Source organism: Streptomyces sp. NPDC050528, assembly GCF_044457795.1.
GTDB lineage: Bacteria > Actinomycetota > Actinomycetes > Streptomycetales > Streptomycetaceae > Streptomyces.
Map to the genome: position 1 here is coordinate 139574 of NZ_JBITHH010000015.1, position 14859 is coordinate 154432.

The 14859-nt window shown below is 70.4% G+C and carries 10 protein-coding genes; 8 read left to right on the top strand and 2 right to left on the bottom strand.

The window, feature by feature from the left end:
- The first annotated feature begins 36 nt into the window (after positions 1–36).
- Positions 37–1254, top strand: a complete 1218-nt coding sequence (locus ACIBK4_RS41085) for a transglycosylase family protein (protein ID WP_399003616.1) — start codon at positions 37–39, stop codon at positions 1252–1254.
- Here the strand turns inward: ACIBK4_RS41085 and ACIBK4_RS41090 are convergent.
- A complete protein-coding gene (locus tag ACIBK4_RS41090) occupies positions 1244–2389 on the bottom strand; it encodes a DMT family transporter (protein ID WP_399003618.1) in 1146 nt (381 codons plus the stop codon). The two genes, ACIBK4_RS41085 and ACIBK4_RS41090, sit on opposite strands and share 11 nt — an antisense overlap.
- Before the next feature lie 209 nt (positions 2390–2598).
- Between ACIBK4_RS41090 and ACIBK4_RS41095 the strand changes: the two genes are divergently transcribed.
- The 7 genes from ACIBK4_RS41095 to ACIBK4_RS41125 all read left to right on the top strand — a co-directional run bounded on the left by ACIBK4_RS41095 (position 2599) and on the right by ACIBK4_RS41125 (position 14016).
- Entirely contained in the window at positions 2599–3348 is a 750-nt protein-coding gene (locus ACIBK4_RS41095) for a (2Fe-2S)-binding protein (RefSeq protein WP_399003620.1), read from the top strand.
- A 39-nt stretch (positions 3349–3387) separates the two neighbouring features.
- On the top strand, positions 3388–4539 hold the full coding sequence (gene glgA, locus ACIBK4_RS41100) for a glycogen synthase (RefSeq protein ID WP_399003622.1): 1152 nt from the start codon (positions 3388–3390) through the stop codon (positions 4537–4539).
- Positions 4540–4590: 51 nt separating this feature from the next.
- Complete coding sequence (gene glgC / locus ACIBK4_RS41105; RefSeq protein ID WP_399003624.1) at positions 4591–5811, top strand: glucose-1-phosphate adenylyltransferase; 1221 nt, start codon at positions 4591–4593, stop codon at positions 5809–5811.
- 164 nt (positions 5812–5975) lie between these two features.
- Entirely contained in the window at positions 5976–8591 is a 2616-nt protein-coding gene (locus ACIBK4_RS41110; protein WP_399003626.1) for a PA14 domain-containing protein, read from the top strand.
- Positions 8592–8620: 29 nt separating this feature from the next.
- The gene (locus ACIBK4_RS41115) at positions 8621–10936 is read left to right on the top strand and encodes a GH92 family glycosyl hydrolase (protein WP_399003628.1); all 2316 of its coding nucleotides are present in this window, start codon (positions 8621–8623) and stop codon (positions 10934–10936) included.
- A gap of 155 nt (positions 10937–11091) precedes the next feature.
- Complete coding sequence (locus ACIBK4_RS41120; protein WP_399003630.1) at positions 11092–12417, top strand: wax ester/triacylglycerol synthase family O-acyltransferase; 1326 nt, start codon at positions 11092–11094, stop codon at positions 12415–12417.
- Between the two features lie 105 nt (positions 12418–12522).
- A complete protein-coding gene (locus ACIBK4_RS41125) occupies positions 12523–14016 on the top strand; it encodes an SDR family NAD(P)-dependent oxidoreductase (protein WP_399003632.1) in 1494 nt (497 codons plus the stop codon).
- Here the strand turns inward: ACIBK4_RS41125 and ACIBK4_RS41130 are convergent.
- Positions 13995–14846 (bottom strand): SDR family oxidoreductase, encoded by an 852-nt coding sequence (locus tag ACIBK4_RS41130; protein WP_399003634.1) that lies wholly within the window; start codon positions 14844–14846, stop codon positions 13995–13997. The genes ACIBK4_RS41125 and ACIBK4_RS41130 overlap by 22 nt on opposite strands.
- Positions 14847–14859: the final 13 nt, after the last annotated feature.

Consider the following 14859-nt stretch of genomic DNA (forward strand, 5'->3'; position numbering starts at 1 on the left):
TTTGGCCCTCCTGACGCATGTGGAGGGGGATTCCCCATGGCCGTACGCGGCCGGCACCGCCGGTATCAGCCGAGCAGGATCAACCGGGCCTCGCTGCTCACGGTCACGGCGGGCGGCGCGGGCATCGCGATCCCGCTCGCGACCGTCGGCGCGGGCACCGCCCAGGCGGCCGATGTGAGCACCTGGAACAAGGTCGCCGCCTGTGAGTCCAGCGGCGACTGGAGCATCAACACCGGCAACGGGTACTACGGCGGGCTGCAGTTCACCCAGTCCACCTGGGAGGCTTACGGCGGCACGGCGTACGCGCACCGCGCCGACCTCGCCACCCGGGACCAGCAGATCGCCATCGCGGAGAAGGTGCTCAAGGGGCAGGGACCCGGTGCCTGGCCGGTCTGCTCGGTGCGCGCCGGGCTCACCCGCGACGGCGGCACCCCCGACATCCACGTCGGCGGCACCAAGACCGAGAGCACCGCAGCGCACAAGGCCAAGGACGCCAAGAAGCAGACCGTGGTCAAGCGGTCCGTGAAGGACGTCCAGCCGCAGACCACCCCGCAGTCCCGCGCGGGCACCGCCGAGATGTACACGGTCGTGCGCGGGGACACCCTCTCCGGGATCGCCGACAACGAGCGCGTGGACGGCGGCTGGCACGGGCTCTACGCCGCGAACCGCACGACCGTCGGCAGCGACCCCGACCTGATCCTGCCGGGCCAGCGGCTCAGCCTGCACGGCAAGGCGGCCCCCGCGGCCCACACGACGACGAAACCGGCCACCAAGTCGTCGGCCACCAAGTCCCCGAAGAAGAAGGCCTCTTCGGACACCGCCGAGAAGGTCACCCACAAGACGACGAGTCACTCCCTCGTCGCCCCCGTGAACGCCCCCATCGGCACCGCGTACCACGCGGAGGGGTCCGCCTGGTCGAAGGGCTATCACACGGGCGTCGACTTCCTTGTCCCCACCGGCACTTCGGTGAAGGCCATCGAGAACGGGACGGTCGTCAGCGCCGGGTGGGCGGGATCGTACGGCTACCAGGTGGTGATCCGGCACGCCGACGGGCGGTACTCGCAGTACGCCCACCTGTCCGCGATCTCCGTGCGCGACGGCCAGTCCGTCGGCGAGGGACAGCGCATCGGGCGGTCGGGGTCCACCGGAAACACCACGGGCCCCCATCTGCACTTCGAGGTGCGGACGGGGCCCGGCTTCGGCAGCGACATCGACCCGCTCGCCTATCTGCGAGACGGCGGGGTCAGGATTTGACGCGCTCCCGGTGCCGGTCGGGCACCGGGAGCATCACGTACAGCCCGGCGTAGAACGGGCCGAAGTAGCCGACCGGTTGCGCCTCGGCGGAGTCGGCCGGCTCCAGGGCCGCGTAACTCTCGCCGGCCGGGATCGCGGCCGGTGCCGGGACGAGGATCCCGTCGCCCGGTGCGTCGGCCGTGATGACCGCGCCCGGCACGTCGGCGTTCACGCTCACGCCGACGGGCTGTCCAGGGAGGGCGTCCAGCAACTCCTCGACGGGCGAGGGGGCCGGGGGAATCGCCGCGGTGTCGGCCGGTGCGGTCTTCTCCAGGCGCTCCGTGGTCAGCAGGATCAGGCCGCCCGCGGCGACCACTCCGGCGGACAGGGCGAGGAGGGTGCCCGTCGTGCCGTAGCGGAAGGTCTCACCGAACATCGTGATGCCGACCGCGGCGGCGACCACCGGGTTCACGACCGTCAGGACCGCCAGCGGGGCCGCCAGGCCGGCGCCCCGGTAGGAGGCCTGCGAGAGCATCAGACCGGCCACCGCGAACACCGCGATCACGCCGAGGAACGGGATGTCGGTCGCGGAGACCGCGCCGTTGTCCCAGTCGACCGTCACCGTCTTCGTGAACACCGAGGACATGCCGAACGCTATGCCGGACGCGGTCGCCAGCAGCACGCTGCGCACCGCCGGGTGCCGGTGTGCCGCGCGGCCCGCGATCATCAGGGTCACGACCACCGCGCCGGTGAACACGGCGACGGCCACCCGCTGGGCGGTGCTCAGGGACTGACCTTCGGACGTACCGACGAGGGACAGCAGACCCGCGAGACCGATCGTCGCCATGATGGCGCCGCGCCAGGCGGTGGAGCCGGCCTTGCGGCCGACGAACAGGGCCGCCATCGGCAGCGCGAACACGATCGTCAGCGCGCCGAGCGGCTGCACCAGGCTCAGCGGGCCGTAGGCCAGCGCCACCACGTGCAGCAGACCGCCCGTACCGTTCAACGCGACCGCCGCCCACCAGCTCGGGCGGCGCAGCGGCGCGTACTCCTGGTCCGGCGAGGACACCGCGACGCGCTCCTGCACGATCGCTCCGCCCGCGTAGGCCACGGCGGAGACGAGCGAGAGCACGATGGACAACGCGAGGGCGCTCATCGGCAGCTCCTCTGCGTCAGGCGGGGGCCTCTGGCACCACGCGGCGAACGGTCGGCTTTCATACAGAACACGATGCCGCGTGATGTTCTTCCCGTCGTCGTACCTGAGCACCGATTGGGTAGTACTGCCGATGGAGTACGAAAGGCCCCTTGTCCTCCCCAAGGTGGGTGACACCGGACGACACCCCCTGGGTGAAACCCCTAAGAGCCTTGGTACTACTGCTCTTCGTGGACCTCGACCCCGAACTCGCCGCGCTCCGCCCCCTCGGCGGCTTCTTCGTACTACGCACGGGCGCAGCGCCGCACGGCCCGCTGCCGACACTCGCGGCGACCTACGAAAACCCGGCGTCGGAGGTTTACGGAAATTCCCTGACTTTTCGTGTCCAGGTCGTCGCGGACCGTCTCCGGGCCCCTGAGCTGCGCATCGCCGCCTCGATCGCCCAGCAGGCGCTCGCGGCCCGGCTGTGGTCGGTCGCGCTCGGCTGCGCCGCCCTGTACGGCAGCATCCCCGACCTCGACCCGCGCCTGCTGCACTGGGACGCCGACCGCAGTGCCCCGGACGACCTGTGGCTGGCCGAGGTGCGCCCGCTGCCGGCCGACGCCCTCGCCGATACCGTGCTCCACGGCCACCTGGAACCCCTGAACGCGGCCCTGGTTGCCCGCCACCACATCGCCACCGGCCTCCTGTGGGGCAACGCGGCCTCCGCGCTCGCGGGCGCCGCCCGGGAACTGGACCGCTGGGCGCGCGCGCGTGGCCGTAGGGACGTCGCCACGCGCGCGCGTGCCCTGGCCGCGGAACTCTTCGCCGACCCGCTCCTCGCCGGAACCGGAACGTTCACCGGCAGATCCTTCCGGCGCCGCAGTTGCTGCCTCTACTATCGGATCCCCGGTGGCGGGGTGTGCGGCGACTGCTGCTTCACGCGACCGCCGGGCTCTTCCCCGAACGCGGCTTCTGGGTGACCATGAGTGCAATCAGCCGCCGAGAACAAGGGGTTACGGGTGCGAGTGGGACTGCTGACCCGGGAGTACCCGCCGGATGTGTACGGCGGCGCGGGCGTCCATGTGGAGTTCCTCGCCCGGGAGTTGAGGCCTCTGGTCGACCTCGACGTGCACTGCTGGGGCGAGGGCCGCACCGAGGGCGTCGTACGCCACCGCTCCTGGCCCACCCTCGACGGCGCCAACGACGCCTTGCGCACCTTCTCCGTGGACCTCTCCATGGCCGCCGCCCTCGAAGGCCGTGAACTCGTCCACTCCCACACCTGGTACGCCAACCTCGCCGGCCACTTCGCCAAGCTCCTCTACGGCATCCCGCACGTGATGACCGCCCACTCGCTGGAGCCGCTGCGCCCCTGGAAGGCCGAGCAGCTCGGCGGCGGATACGCCCTCTCCAGCTGGGCCGAGCGCACCGCGATCGAAGCGGCGGACGGCGTGATCGCCGTGTCGGGAGCCATGCGCGAGGACATCCTCACCTGCTACCCGACGCTGGACCCCGCCAAGGTGCAGGTCGTCCACAACGGCATCGACACCACGCTCTACCGCCCCGACCACGGCACGGACGTCCTCACCCGGCTCGGCATCGACCCCGACCGCCCCTACGTCCTGTTCGTCGGCCGCATCACCCGCCAGAAGGGCGTGCCCCATCTGCTGCGCGCCGTGCGGGACATCGACCCGGCCGCCCAGGTCGTGCTGTGCGCGGGCGCGCCCGACACCCCCGAGATCGACCGCGAATTCCGCGACCTCTTCCAGGAGTTGAGCAGCGTCCGCGCGGGCGTCCACTGGATCCCGCAGATGCTGCCCCGCCCCGAAGTCATCCAACTCCTCACCCACGCCACCGTGTTCGCCTGCCCCTCGGTGTACGAGCCCCTCGGGATCGTGAACCTGGAGGCGATGGCCTGCGGTACGGCCGTGGTCGCCTCCCGCGTCGGGGGCATCCCGGAAGTGGTGGCACACGGGGAGACGGGGCTGCTGGTGTCCGTCGACGACGACTTCGAGGCGAACCTGGCGCGGGCTCTCGACTCCGTGCTCGCCGACCCGGAGACTGCGAAACGGATGGGCGAGGCCGGGCGGGAGCGCGCGGTGGGCGAGTTCGGCTGGGACGCCGTGGCGCTGCGCACCGCGCGGCTCTACGGGGAGATCGCCAAACAGGCTTAGTGTGCGCTGCTCAGGGGCAGGCTGGGGTCAACCAGGGTGAGGGGAGCGGCCATGCGTCGTGGCGGACCTTCGGTGCTCGGGATCGTACTGGCGGGCGGTGAGGGCAAGCGGCTGATGCCCTTGACCGCCGACCGGGCCAAACCCGCGGTCACCTTCGGCGGAACGTACCGCCTCGTGGACTTCGTGCTGTCCAATCTCGTCAACGCGGACATCCTCCGCATCTGCGTGCTCACGCAGTACAAATCGCATTCGCTGGACCGCCACATCACCACCACCTGGCGCATGTCCAGCCTGCTCGGCAACTACGTCACCCCCGTCCCGGCCCAGCAGCGCCTCGGCCCGCGCTGGTACCTCGGCAGCGCGGACGCGATCCTCCAGTCGCTGAACCTGATCTACGACGAACGCCCCGAGTACGTCGCGGTGTTCGGCGCCGACCACGTGTACCGCATGGACCCGCGCCAGATGCTCGCCCAGCACATCGAGAGCGGCGCGGGCGTTACGGTGGCCGGTATCCGCGTGCCGCGCGCCGAGTCCTCGCAGTTCGGCGTGATCACCCCGGGTTCGGACGGCCAGACGGTCGAGCGCTTCCTGGAGAAGCCCGCCGATCCGCCGGGTCTGGTGGACGACCCGGAGTGCGTGTACGCCTCGATGGGGAACTACATCTTCACCACCAAGGCGCTGATAGAGGCCCTCCAGCGCGACGCGGAGGAGCTCGACTCCGTGCACGACATGGGCGGTTCGATCCTCCCCGCGCTCACCGACCGGGGAGAGGCCGCCCTCTACGACTTCAGCGCCAACCACGTCCCCGGCGAGACCACCCGCGACCAGGGCTACTGGCGGGACGTCGGCACGCTCGACGCGTACTACGACGCCCACATGGACCTCATCGCCGAGCGCCCCGCCTTCAACCTCTACAACCGCAACTGGCCCATCTACACCCACTCCGGCCAGCTCTCCCCGGCCCGCTTCAACGCCGGCGGCATGGCCAGCGAGTCGATCATCAGCTCCGGGTGCCTCATCCGCGGCCAGGTCACGCGGTCCGTCCTCTCCCCGGGCGTGGTGGTCGACCCCGGAGCCGTCGTCCAGGGCTCGATCCTGCACGACAACGTCCACATCGGCCGGGGCGCCGTGGTCCGGGGCGCCGTCCTGGACAAGAACGTCGAGGTACCGCCGGGCGCGACGATCGGCGTCAACCCGGAACGGGACGCCGACCTGTACACGGTCTCCAAGGGCGGCGTCATCGCACTCGGGAAGGGCCAACTGGTCACGTAACGCCACGTCTTGGCGATTCCGGGCCCCGGTGCTTTTCAGCCGCACCGGGGCTTCGCCACGTCGGGGTGCTTTCCATGGCCGCGCTTGTCATGTCCCTGGACGGAATCCGGAATCCGTGTTGTCATGCCAACTGCCGCCTATGACAACGTTGTTATGGAGGTTCCGTGCGCATCAGACGACTCAGAAACCGACTTGCGCTCCTGCTCGCCCTGGCCCTCGGCATCGCCGGGCTGGCCGCCGTCCCCGCCGCGAGCGCCACCGCCGCGGACGACCCCGTCGAGATCCACGGCCTGAAGGGCGAGTACTACACCCAGTCCGCCCCCGGCGCCTTCGACTTCGCCGACCTCAAGGCCACCGGCGTCGACCCGAACCTCGACTTCGACAACCTCGAACCCCGACTCGCCTTCGCCACCGGCCAGTCCGACGACGTGAGCATCCGCTGGACCGGCAAGCTCGTCCCGGCGAAGTCCGGCCCCCACACCTTCTCGATCATCGGCGACAACGGCTTCCGCCTCTGGATCGCCGGACAGCTCGTCATCGACCACTGGGTCGACGACTGGGACACCGAACAGACCTCCGCCCCCGTGGAGTTGACCGCCGGCACGGCCTACGACGTCAAGGTCGAGTACTTCGAGCACTACGGCGGCTCCAACCTCCATGTCCGCTGGACCGAACCCGGAGGCATCAAGGTGGCCATCCCGCAGTCGGCCTTCCGCCTCCCCGACGGTTACGACTACGACGGCGCCATCGCCGCCACCGTCACGAGCACCGGCCGCACCCTGAAACTCGACTTCGCCCAGCCTCTCGCCACACCCCCGGCGGACCTGACCGACCACCTCGAAGCGGTGATCGGCAGCGCCAAGTGGCCCCTGGGAACGGCCGAGTTGGACCCGGCGGACCCACGGACCCTGCTCATCCCGCTCACGCAGCCCGTCGTAGGCAACAAGACCGGCACCGCACCCGGCACCGCGGACATCCGCTACGACGGAAACGCCGGCCTCACCGCGGCCGATGGCAACGTTATCAACGCGTTCTGGAGCAGCGGCCCGAACCACTCCACCTACGAACTGCGCACCCAGTGGGCCGACCAGGTGGGCCCGCACAACGCCCTCCCCGAGTACCCGCGCCCACAGCTCACCCGCACCGACTGGCGCAACCTGAACGGGAGTTGGCAGTTCGCCGCGGCCACGGCGGGCGAGCAGCCCCCGGTCGGCAAGAACCTCGCCGAGCGCATCCTCGTTCCGTACCCGGTCGAGTCCCAACTCTCCGGCCTGGAACGCCACGAGGACCGCATGTGGTACCGGCGCACCTTCACCGTCCCCGCCGACTGGAAGATCGGCTCGGGCAAGCGGCTGATGCTCAACTTCGGCGCCGTCGACTGGCGCGCCGAGGTCTACGTCAACGGCACGAAGGTCACCGAACACCAGGGCGGCTACGACAAGTTCAGCGCCGACGTCACCGACGCGCTGAAGCCCGGCCGTACCCAGGAACTGATCGTCGGCGTCTACGATCCCACCGACGCGGCGAACGGCGAGAACCCCCCGATCGGCAAGCAGCGCCTGGACCCGAGCGGCATCTGGTACACCCCGACCTCGGGCATCTGGCAGACGGTCTGGATGGAACCGGTCGCCCGCGACCACGTCGACTCCCTCAAACTCACCCCCGACGTGAGCAAGAGCCAACTCACCGTCGAGGCACAGGGAGTTCGGGCCGGCGTACCGATCACGGCGACGGCGTACGACGGAAAGCGCGAGGTCGCCACAGCACACGGCCGCACCGGCAGCCCGCTCACCCTGACCGTCAAGAACCCCCGTCTCTGGTCACCCGACGACCCGTTCCTCTACGACCTGAAAGTCACCGTCGGCCAGGACCGCGTCGGGAGCTACTTCGGTATGCGCTCGATCGCCGTCGAGAAGGTCAACGGCGTTCCGCGCACGGTCCTCAACGGGAAGCCCATCTTCATGATGGCCACCCTGGACCAGGGCTTCTGGCCCGACGGTCTCTACACCGCCCCGACCGACGAGGCGCTGGCCCATGACCTCAAGGTGCACAAGGAGTTGGGCTTCAACGCCGTGCGCAAGCACATCAAGGTCGAGCCCGACCGCTGGTTCTACTGGGCCGACAAGCTCGGTCTCATGGTGTGGCAGGACATGCCCGCGATGACCGCCGGGGTGAACCCGTCCGCCGCAGCCCGCGCCGAGTACGAGCGCGAGATGAAGCAGATGATCGACGAGCACATCAGCAGCCCGTCGGTCGTCATGTGGGTGACGTTCAACGAGGGTTGGGGCCAGTACGACGAGGCCCGCATCGCCGATCAGGCCAAGGCCTGGGACCCGACCCGGCTCGTCAACAGCATGTCCGGCATCAACCTCGGCGTGGACGGCGGCACCGGCGACATCATCGACGAACACGGCTATCCCAGCCCCGCCCTGCCACCCCATCCGGACGGTCAACGCGCCCTGGTGAGCGGGGAGTACGGCGGTCTCGGGCTCGCGGTGCCGGGACACGCGTGGTCGGTCCAGCAGTCGTACGTGGACGTCGATCCGGCCGCCTACACCGACGACTACCTCGCCAAGCTCGCCGAGGTGCACGCCCTGACCTGCCAGGGCGGCAACGGCGCGGTCTACACCCAAATATCCGATGTCGAGGGCGAGTTGAACGGGCTCATGACGTACGACCGGCGGGTGCTCAAGCCGGACGTACAGCGCGTGAAGGCCGCTCAGCAGGCCCTGATCCGTGACGCCTCGCAGGCGACGCCCGCCAACTGCCCCACCGCCTGACCCCTTTCGCCAACTGGAGGCCCACCCGCATGAGATGGACCCGGCGCCTGCGCCTGGGCATGGCGGGGGCGGTGGCAGCGTCCGCGCTGTTCGCCGTCCCCGCCGCAGCCGAAGCATCTGCTCATGGTCAACTCACCGACCTGGTCAACCCGTTCATCGGTACCGAGAACGACGGCAACACCTATCCCGGCGCCGCCGTGCCCTTCGGCATGGTGCAGTTCTCGCCGGACACCGGCCACAACACCGGGTACGACTACTCCCAGAACCACATCCGCGGCTTCTCCCTCGTGCACCTCTCCGGCGTCGGCTGCGGGCTGGGCGGGGACCTGCCCGTACTGCCCACGACCGGGGACGTGACGCAGACGGACTACGCCCAGTACGCGGCCGAGTTCAGTCACGACGACGAGCACGCGAGCCCCGGCTACTACCAAGTCGGCCTGAAGACAGGCATCGAGGCCGAACTCACCGCGACAGCCCGCACCGGCGTCCAGCGCTACACCTTCCCGGCCACCGACAAGGCCAACGTCCTGCTGAACGCGGCCCAGTCGCTGCACAGCGGGGTCACCTCGAAGGTGGAGGTTCTCGACAACCACACCGTGCGTACCTCCATCACAGGGCGCGGCTTCTGCCAGGACACCAAGCCGTACACGGTCTACACGGTCACGCACTTCGACCGGCCCTTCACCGCGTACGGGACCTGGAACGGCTCGACGGTGACGGCCGGTTCGCGGACCGGGAGCGGCGGCGCGTACGTCCGCTTCGACACGTCGAAGGACCGTACGGTCGAGGCGACCACGGCCCTGTCGTACGTCGACGCGCACGGCGCGGCCGTCAACCTCCGTGCGGAGGGCGGGAGTTCCTTCGACGCGGTACGCCATCGCGCCCAACGGGCCTGGGAGGACCGGCTGGACGACGTGCGTGCGCAGGGCGGTTCCGACAGTCTGCGCCGGACCTTCTACTCGTCCCTGTACCGGTCCTTCCTGGCGCCCAACATCGGCAGCGACGCCGACGGCCGGTACACCGGCTGGGACCAGCAGGTCCACCGGGCACGGGACTTCACGTACTACCAGAACTGGTCCCTGTGGGACACCTACCGCACCCAGTCCCAGCTCCTCGCCCTGCTCGCACCCCGCGAGGCCCGCGACATGGCGATCTCCGTCATCAAGATCGACGAGGAGAGCGGCTGGCTGCCCAAGTGGGGCTACGGCACGGTCGAGACGAACATCATGACCGGCGACCCGGTCACCCCGTTCCTCACCAACGCCTATCAACAGGGCTTGCTCAAGGGGTACGAGGAGCGTGCCTACCGGGCGTTGAAGCAGAACGCCGACGGAGTCCCGCCCACCGACTCGGCGGCGGTGGGCAGGGAGGCCAACAAGGAGTACCTCGCGAACGGGTTCGCGCCGTACATCAAGGACCGCCCGCACGCGAAGCCCGGTGACTCCGACTACGACCACGGGGCCTCGGCCACCCTGGAGTACGCGCTGTCGGACGCGATGCTCGCGCAGATGGCCCGCGACCTCGGGCACGGCGCCGACGCCGCGCGCTATGCGGCCCGCGCCCAGAACTACCGGAACATCTTCGACCCCTCGACCGGCTTCTTCCGCGCCCGCGACGCCTCCGGCGCCTTCGTCGGTCCTGCCGACCCGGCACAGAGCGAGGGTTTCCACGAGGGCACGTCGTGGCAGTACCAGTGGCTGGTGCCGCAGGACCTGCCCGGCATGGTCGACCTCATCGGCGGCCGGCAGGCGGCCAACGACCGGCTCGACTCCTTCTTCGCCTACGACCAGCTGCTGGCCGACCCGGCGAAGACCGCGCGCGAGGTGTGGGTCAACGGGCCGTACGACTACTACAACGCGGACAAGTACAACCCGCAGAACGAGCCCGACCTGATCGCGCCGTACGCCTACCTGTCCACCGGCCAGCCGTGGAAGACGACCGACGTCGTCCATGCCGCGCTGACCCTGTTCACGGACGGCCCGACCGGCATGACCGGCAACGACGACCTCGGCACGATGTCCGCGTGGAACGTGCTGTCGTCGATCGGGATCTTCCCGGTCCAGCCCGGCTACGACACCTGGGGCCTGTCCACGCCCGTGTTCGACCGGGTCGACCTGACCCTGGACCGGCGCTACTACCCGCACGGCGCCCTGACCATCAAGGCGCCGGGCACCTCGGCGGCCGACCGCTACATCCAGGGCGCCCGGACGGACGGGACGTCGTACGACCGGGCGTACCTGACCACCGGCGATCTCCGCTCCGTACGGTCGCTCGCCTTCACGGTCGGCCCGCACCCGTCGGAGTGGGGTACATCACCCCAGGCGGCGCCACCTGCGCTGAAGTGATCCCGTGTGCCTCTAGAGTCCCGCCCCTCCCAGAGGGGCGGGATCGGGGCCGGATGTAATCTGCTGTTAACTGTGCGTAGCTTGATCGTACTTGACCGTAATCGCTTGTCGGCGCTTCACTGCTTGCTCACCCCTAGTCGACGCGAGGCAAGCCATTGACTTCTGACCTGCTCGCTCCTCTCGACCTTGCGTTCTGGAACATCGAGTCCGACCGGAACCCGATGCACCTGGGCGCACTCGGCGTCTTCTCGGCGCACTCGCCCACCGCGGGAGCCCACGCCGCCGACCTCCTCGCCGCCCGTGCCGCCGCCGTTCCCGGGCTGCGGATGCGCATCCGGGACGTGTGGCAGCCGCTGTCCCTGTCCTTCGGGAGCGCCACCCGCGAGGCCGACCCCGACTTCGACCCGCTGCACCACGTGCGCCTGCACGCCCCGACCGCCGACTTCCAGGCGGACGCGGGCCGGCTCATGGAACGCCCGCTGGAGCGCGGCCGGCCCCCGTGGGAAGCGCATGTGCTGCCCGGCGAGGACGGTGCCTCCTTCGCCGTGCTGTTCAAGTTCCACCACGCCTTGGCCGACGGACTGCGGGCACTGGCGCTCGCCGCCGCCATCCTCGACCCGATGGACATGCCCGAGCGCCGTCCGCGCCCCGCTGAACCCGCGCGCGGACTCATCCCCGACGTGCGCAAGCTGCCCGGTCTTGTCCGCGGCGCCCTGTCCGACGTCGGCCGGGCCCTCGACATCGGGGCGTCCGTCGCCCGCTCCACGCTGGACGTCCGCTCGTCGTCGGCGCTGACCTCCGAGCCGTCGGGCACCCGCCGTACCGCCGGAGTCGTCGTCGACCTCGACGACGTGCACCGCATCCGCAAGGTGGTCGGGGGCACCGTCAACGACGTACTGATCGCGGTCGTCGCGGGTGCGCTGCGCCGCTGGCTCGACGAGCGCGGCGACGGCAGCGAGGGCGTCGCGCCCCGCGCCCTGATCCCCGTCTCCAAACGCCGCCCGCGCTCCGCGCAGCCACAGGGCAACCGGCTCTCCGGTTATCTGATACGGCTGCCCGTCGACGACCCGGACCCCCTCGCCCGGCTCGACTCGGTGCGCGCCGCCATGGACCGCAACAAGGACGCGGGACCCAACCGGGGCGCGGGCGCCGTCGCCCTGCTCGCCGACCACGTCCCCGCCCTCGGTCACCGGCTCGGCGGACCCCTCGCGGCCCAGGCCGCCCGGCTCTGGTTCGACATCCTCGTCACCAGCGTCCCGCTGCCCGGCATCGGCCTGAAGCTCGGCGGCAACCCGGTCACCGCCGTCTTCCCGTTCGCCCCGCTGGCCCGCGGCCAGTCCCTCGCGGTCGCCGTCTCGACGTACCGCGGACAGGTCCACTACGGCCTCGTCGCGGACGCGGAAGCCGTACCCGATCTTGACGTGTTCGCCCGCGCGCTGACCGAGGAGGTGGAGACGCTCATCACCGCCTGCGGGTCGTGACCTGGAGCGGGTTTGGTGCTGCGGCCCGGCGCTCCGTAAAATTCCACGTTCGACGGTGTGCGCGATCGAGCGCCGCCGCGGATGACCCAAGGAAACGGCAGCGCGATGACGGTGACAGAGGACGGCTCCATGACCCCGGACGAGGTCGTGTACGGGCCCGGCATCGACCCCGAGCGGCTGGCCGTCTGTCTCAGCGTGCTCGACGAACTGGAGAAGATCGACGTCGACCACCCCGACGCGATCACCGTCCGCCGCGCCACCGCGGGCATCTACCGCAGCGTCAAGCAGCGCCGCCGCCAGGAGCGCCGGGCCGCGAAGACCGCGCACGACAAGGCCGTCACCGAGTCCACCGCGACCGGCTCCGCCCAGCGCATCGACGACGAGACCGAGGGCCTCCTCCCGTCGTCGGTGACGGAGGAGGGCCGGATCGCCGGGATACTCCAGCGGCCGCGCTCCTGCTACACCTGCAAGACCCGGTACGTGGAAGTCGACTACTTCTACCACCAGCTCTGTCCCGACTGCGCCCGCCTGAACCGCGAGAAGCGCGACGTCCACGCCGACCTCACCGGCAAGCGCGCGCTGCTCACCGGCGGCCGCGCCAAGATCGGCATGTACATCGCGCTGCGGCTGCTGCGCGACGGCGCCCACACGACGATCACCACGCGGTTCCCGAAGGACGCCATCCGCCGCTTCAAGGCCATGGACGACTCGGCGGACTGGATCCACCGCCTCGACGTCGTCGGCATCGACCTCCGCGACCCGGCCCAGGCCGTGGCCCTCGCCGACCAGGTCGCCGAGGCGGGCCCGCTCGACATCCTCATCAACAACGCGACCCAGACCGTACGCCGCCTGCCCTCCGCCTACGCCGCCCTCGTCGACGGCGAGAGCGCCCCGCTGCCCGCCGGTGAACTCCCCGCCCACCACGTCATCGGCGCCTTCGGCTCCGGCGCCGTCGACGGCCTGGCCGCGCTGCCCGTCGGCATCAGCGGCCTCGACGCCCAGCAGGTCGCCGACCTCGCCCTGGTCGCGGGCAACGCGAGCGTGGCCCGGCACCTCGACGGCACGGCCATCGACGCGGGCGGCCTGGTCCCCGACGTCGTCGACACCAACACCTGGGTGCAGACCATCGAGCAGATCTCGCCGGTGGAGCTGCTGGAGACCCAACTCTGCAACTACACCGCCCCGTTCATCCTCATCAGCAAGCTCCGCCCGGCCATGGCCGCCGCCGCGAAGGCCGCGACCAGCGGACGCGCGTACATCGTCAACGTCTCCGCGATGGAGGGCGTCTTCGGCCGCGGCTACAAGGGCGCCGGGCACCCGAACACCAACGCCGCCAAGGCCGCGATGAACATGGTGACCCGCACCAGCGGCCAGGAGATGTTCCAGACCGACGGCATCCTCATGACCTCCGTCGACACCGGCTGGATCACCGACGAACGCCCCCACTACGACAAGCTCCGCCTCGCCGAGGAGGGCTTCCACGCCCCGCTCGACCTGGTCGACGGAGCGGCCCGTGTCTACGACCCGATCGTGCTCGGCGAGCAGGGCGAGGACCTGTACGGCGTCTTCCTGAAGGACTACGCGCCGGGCAAGTGGTGACCTGCTGCGGGTGCGGGTGCGGGTGCGGGCCGGGGCGGTGCGGCTGACCTCAGCCGGTCGTGGACGGCGTATCCGCCCGTCGTGTACGCCGCCCGCACCCGGGTCCCGCCGTCCACCAGCAGATCCGCCCCGGTGATCCACTCGGCCTGGTCGGAGGCCAGCCACAGCACGGCGCGTGCGATGTCGGCGGGTTCCCCGATCCGGCCGAGCGGCAGCCCGGCGGCGAGCTCCGCCTCGCCGGGTTCCCACACGACGCGGGCCATCTCGGTGCGGACGAGCCCGGGGGAGACGGAGTTGACGCGTACCTTCGGCGCGAGTTCGCCCGCGAGCTGCTGCGTGAGGTGAAGCAGGGCCGCCTTGCTGGTGGAGTACGCCCCCACGTTCGGCCCGACGTGCCCGGCGCCCTCCGTGCACACGTTGACGACAGTGCCCCCGTGCTCCCGCATCCACGCCCGCCACACGCACTGCACCAACCGGAGCGGCGCCTCGACGTTCACGGTGAACGCCGTCCGCCACGCGTCCGGATCGGCGTCCATGAGCGGGCCGTACGGCTGGTTCGTCGCCGCGTTGTTGACGACCACGTCGATCCGCCCGAAGGCGCGCAGCGCGAACTCCGCCAATTCTCTTGGGTGTTGGGGATCGGCTACATCCCCGGCCAGACCGACGCCGCCCAACTCCTCGGCGGCGCGCGCCACTTCACCGTCGTCCCGTGCACTCACGCACACCAGCGCTCCGGCTCCGGCGAACGCCTCGGCCACGGCACGCCCGATCCCGCGCGTGCCGCCGGTGACCAGGACGGCCCGACTCTGTAGACCGTACGACGACGTCATCGCCGTACGATCT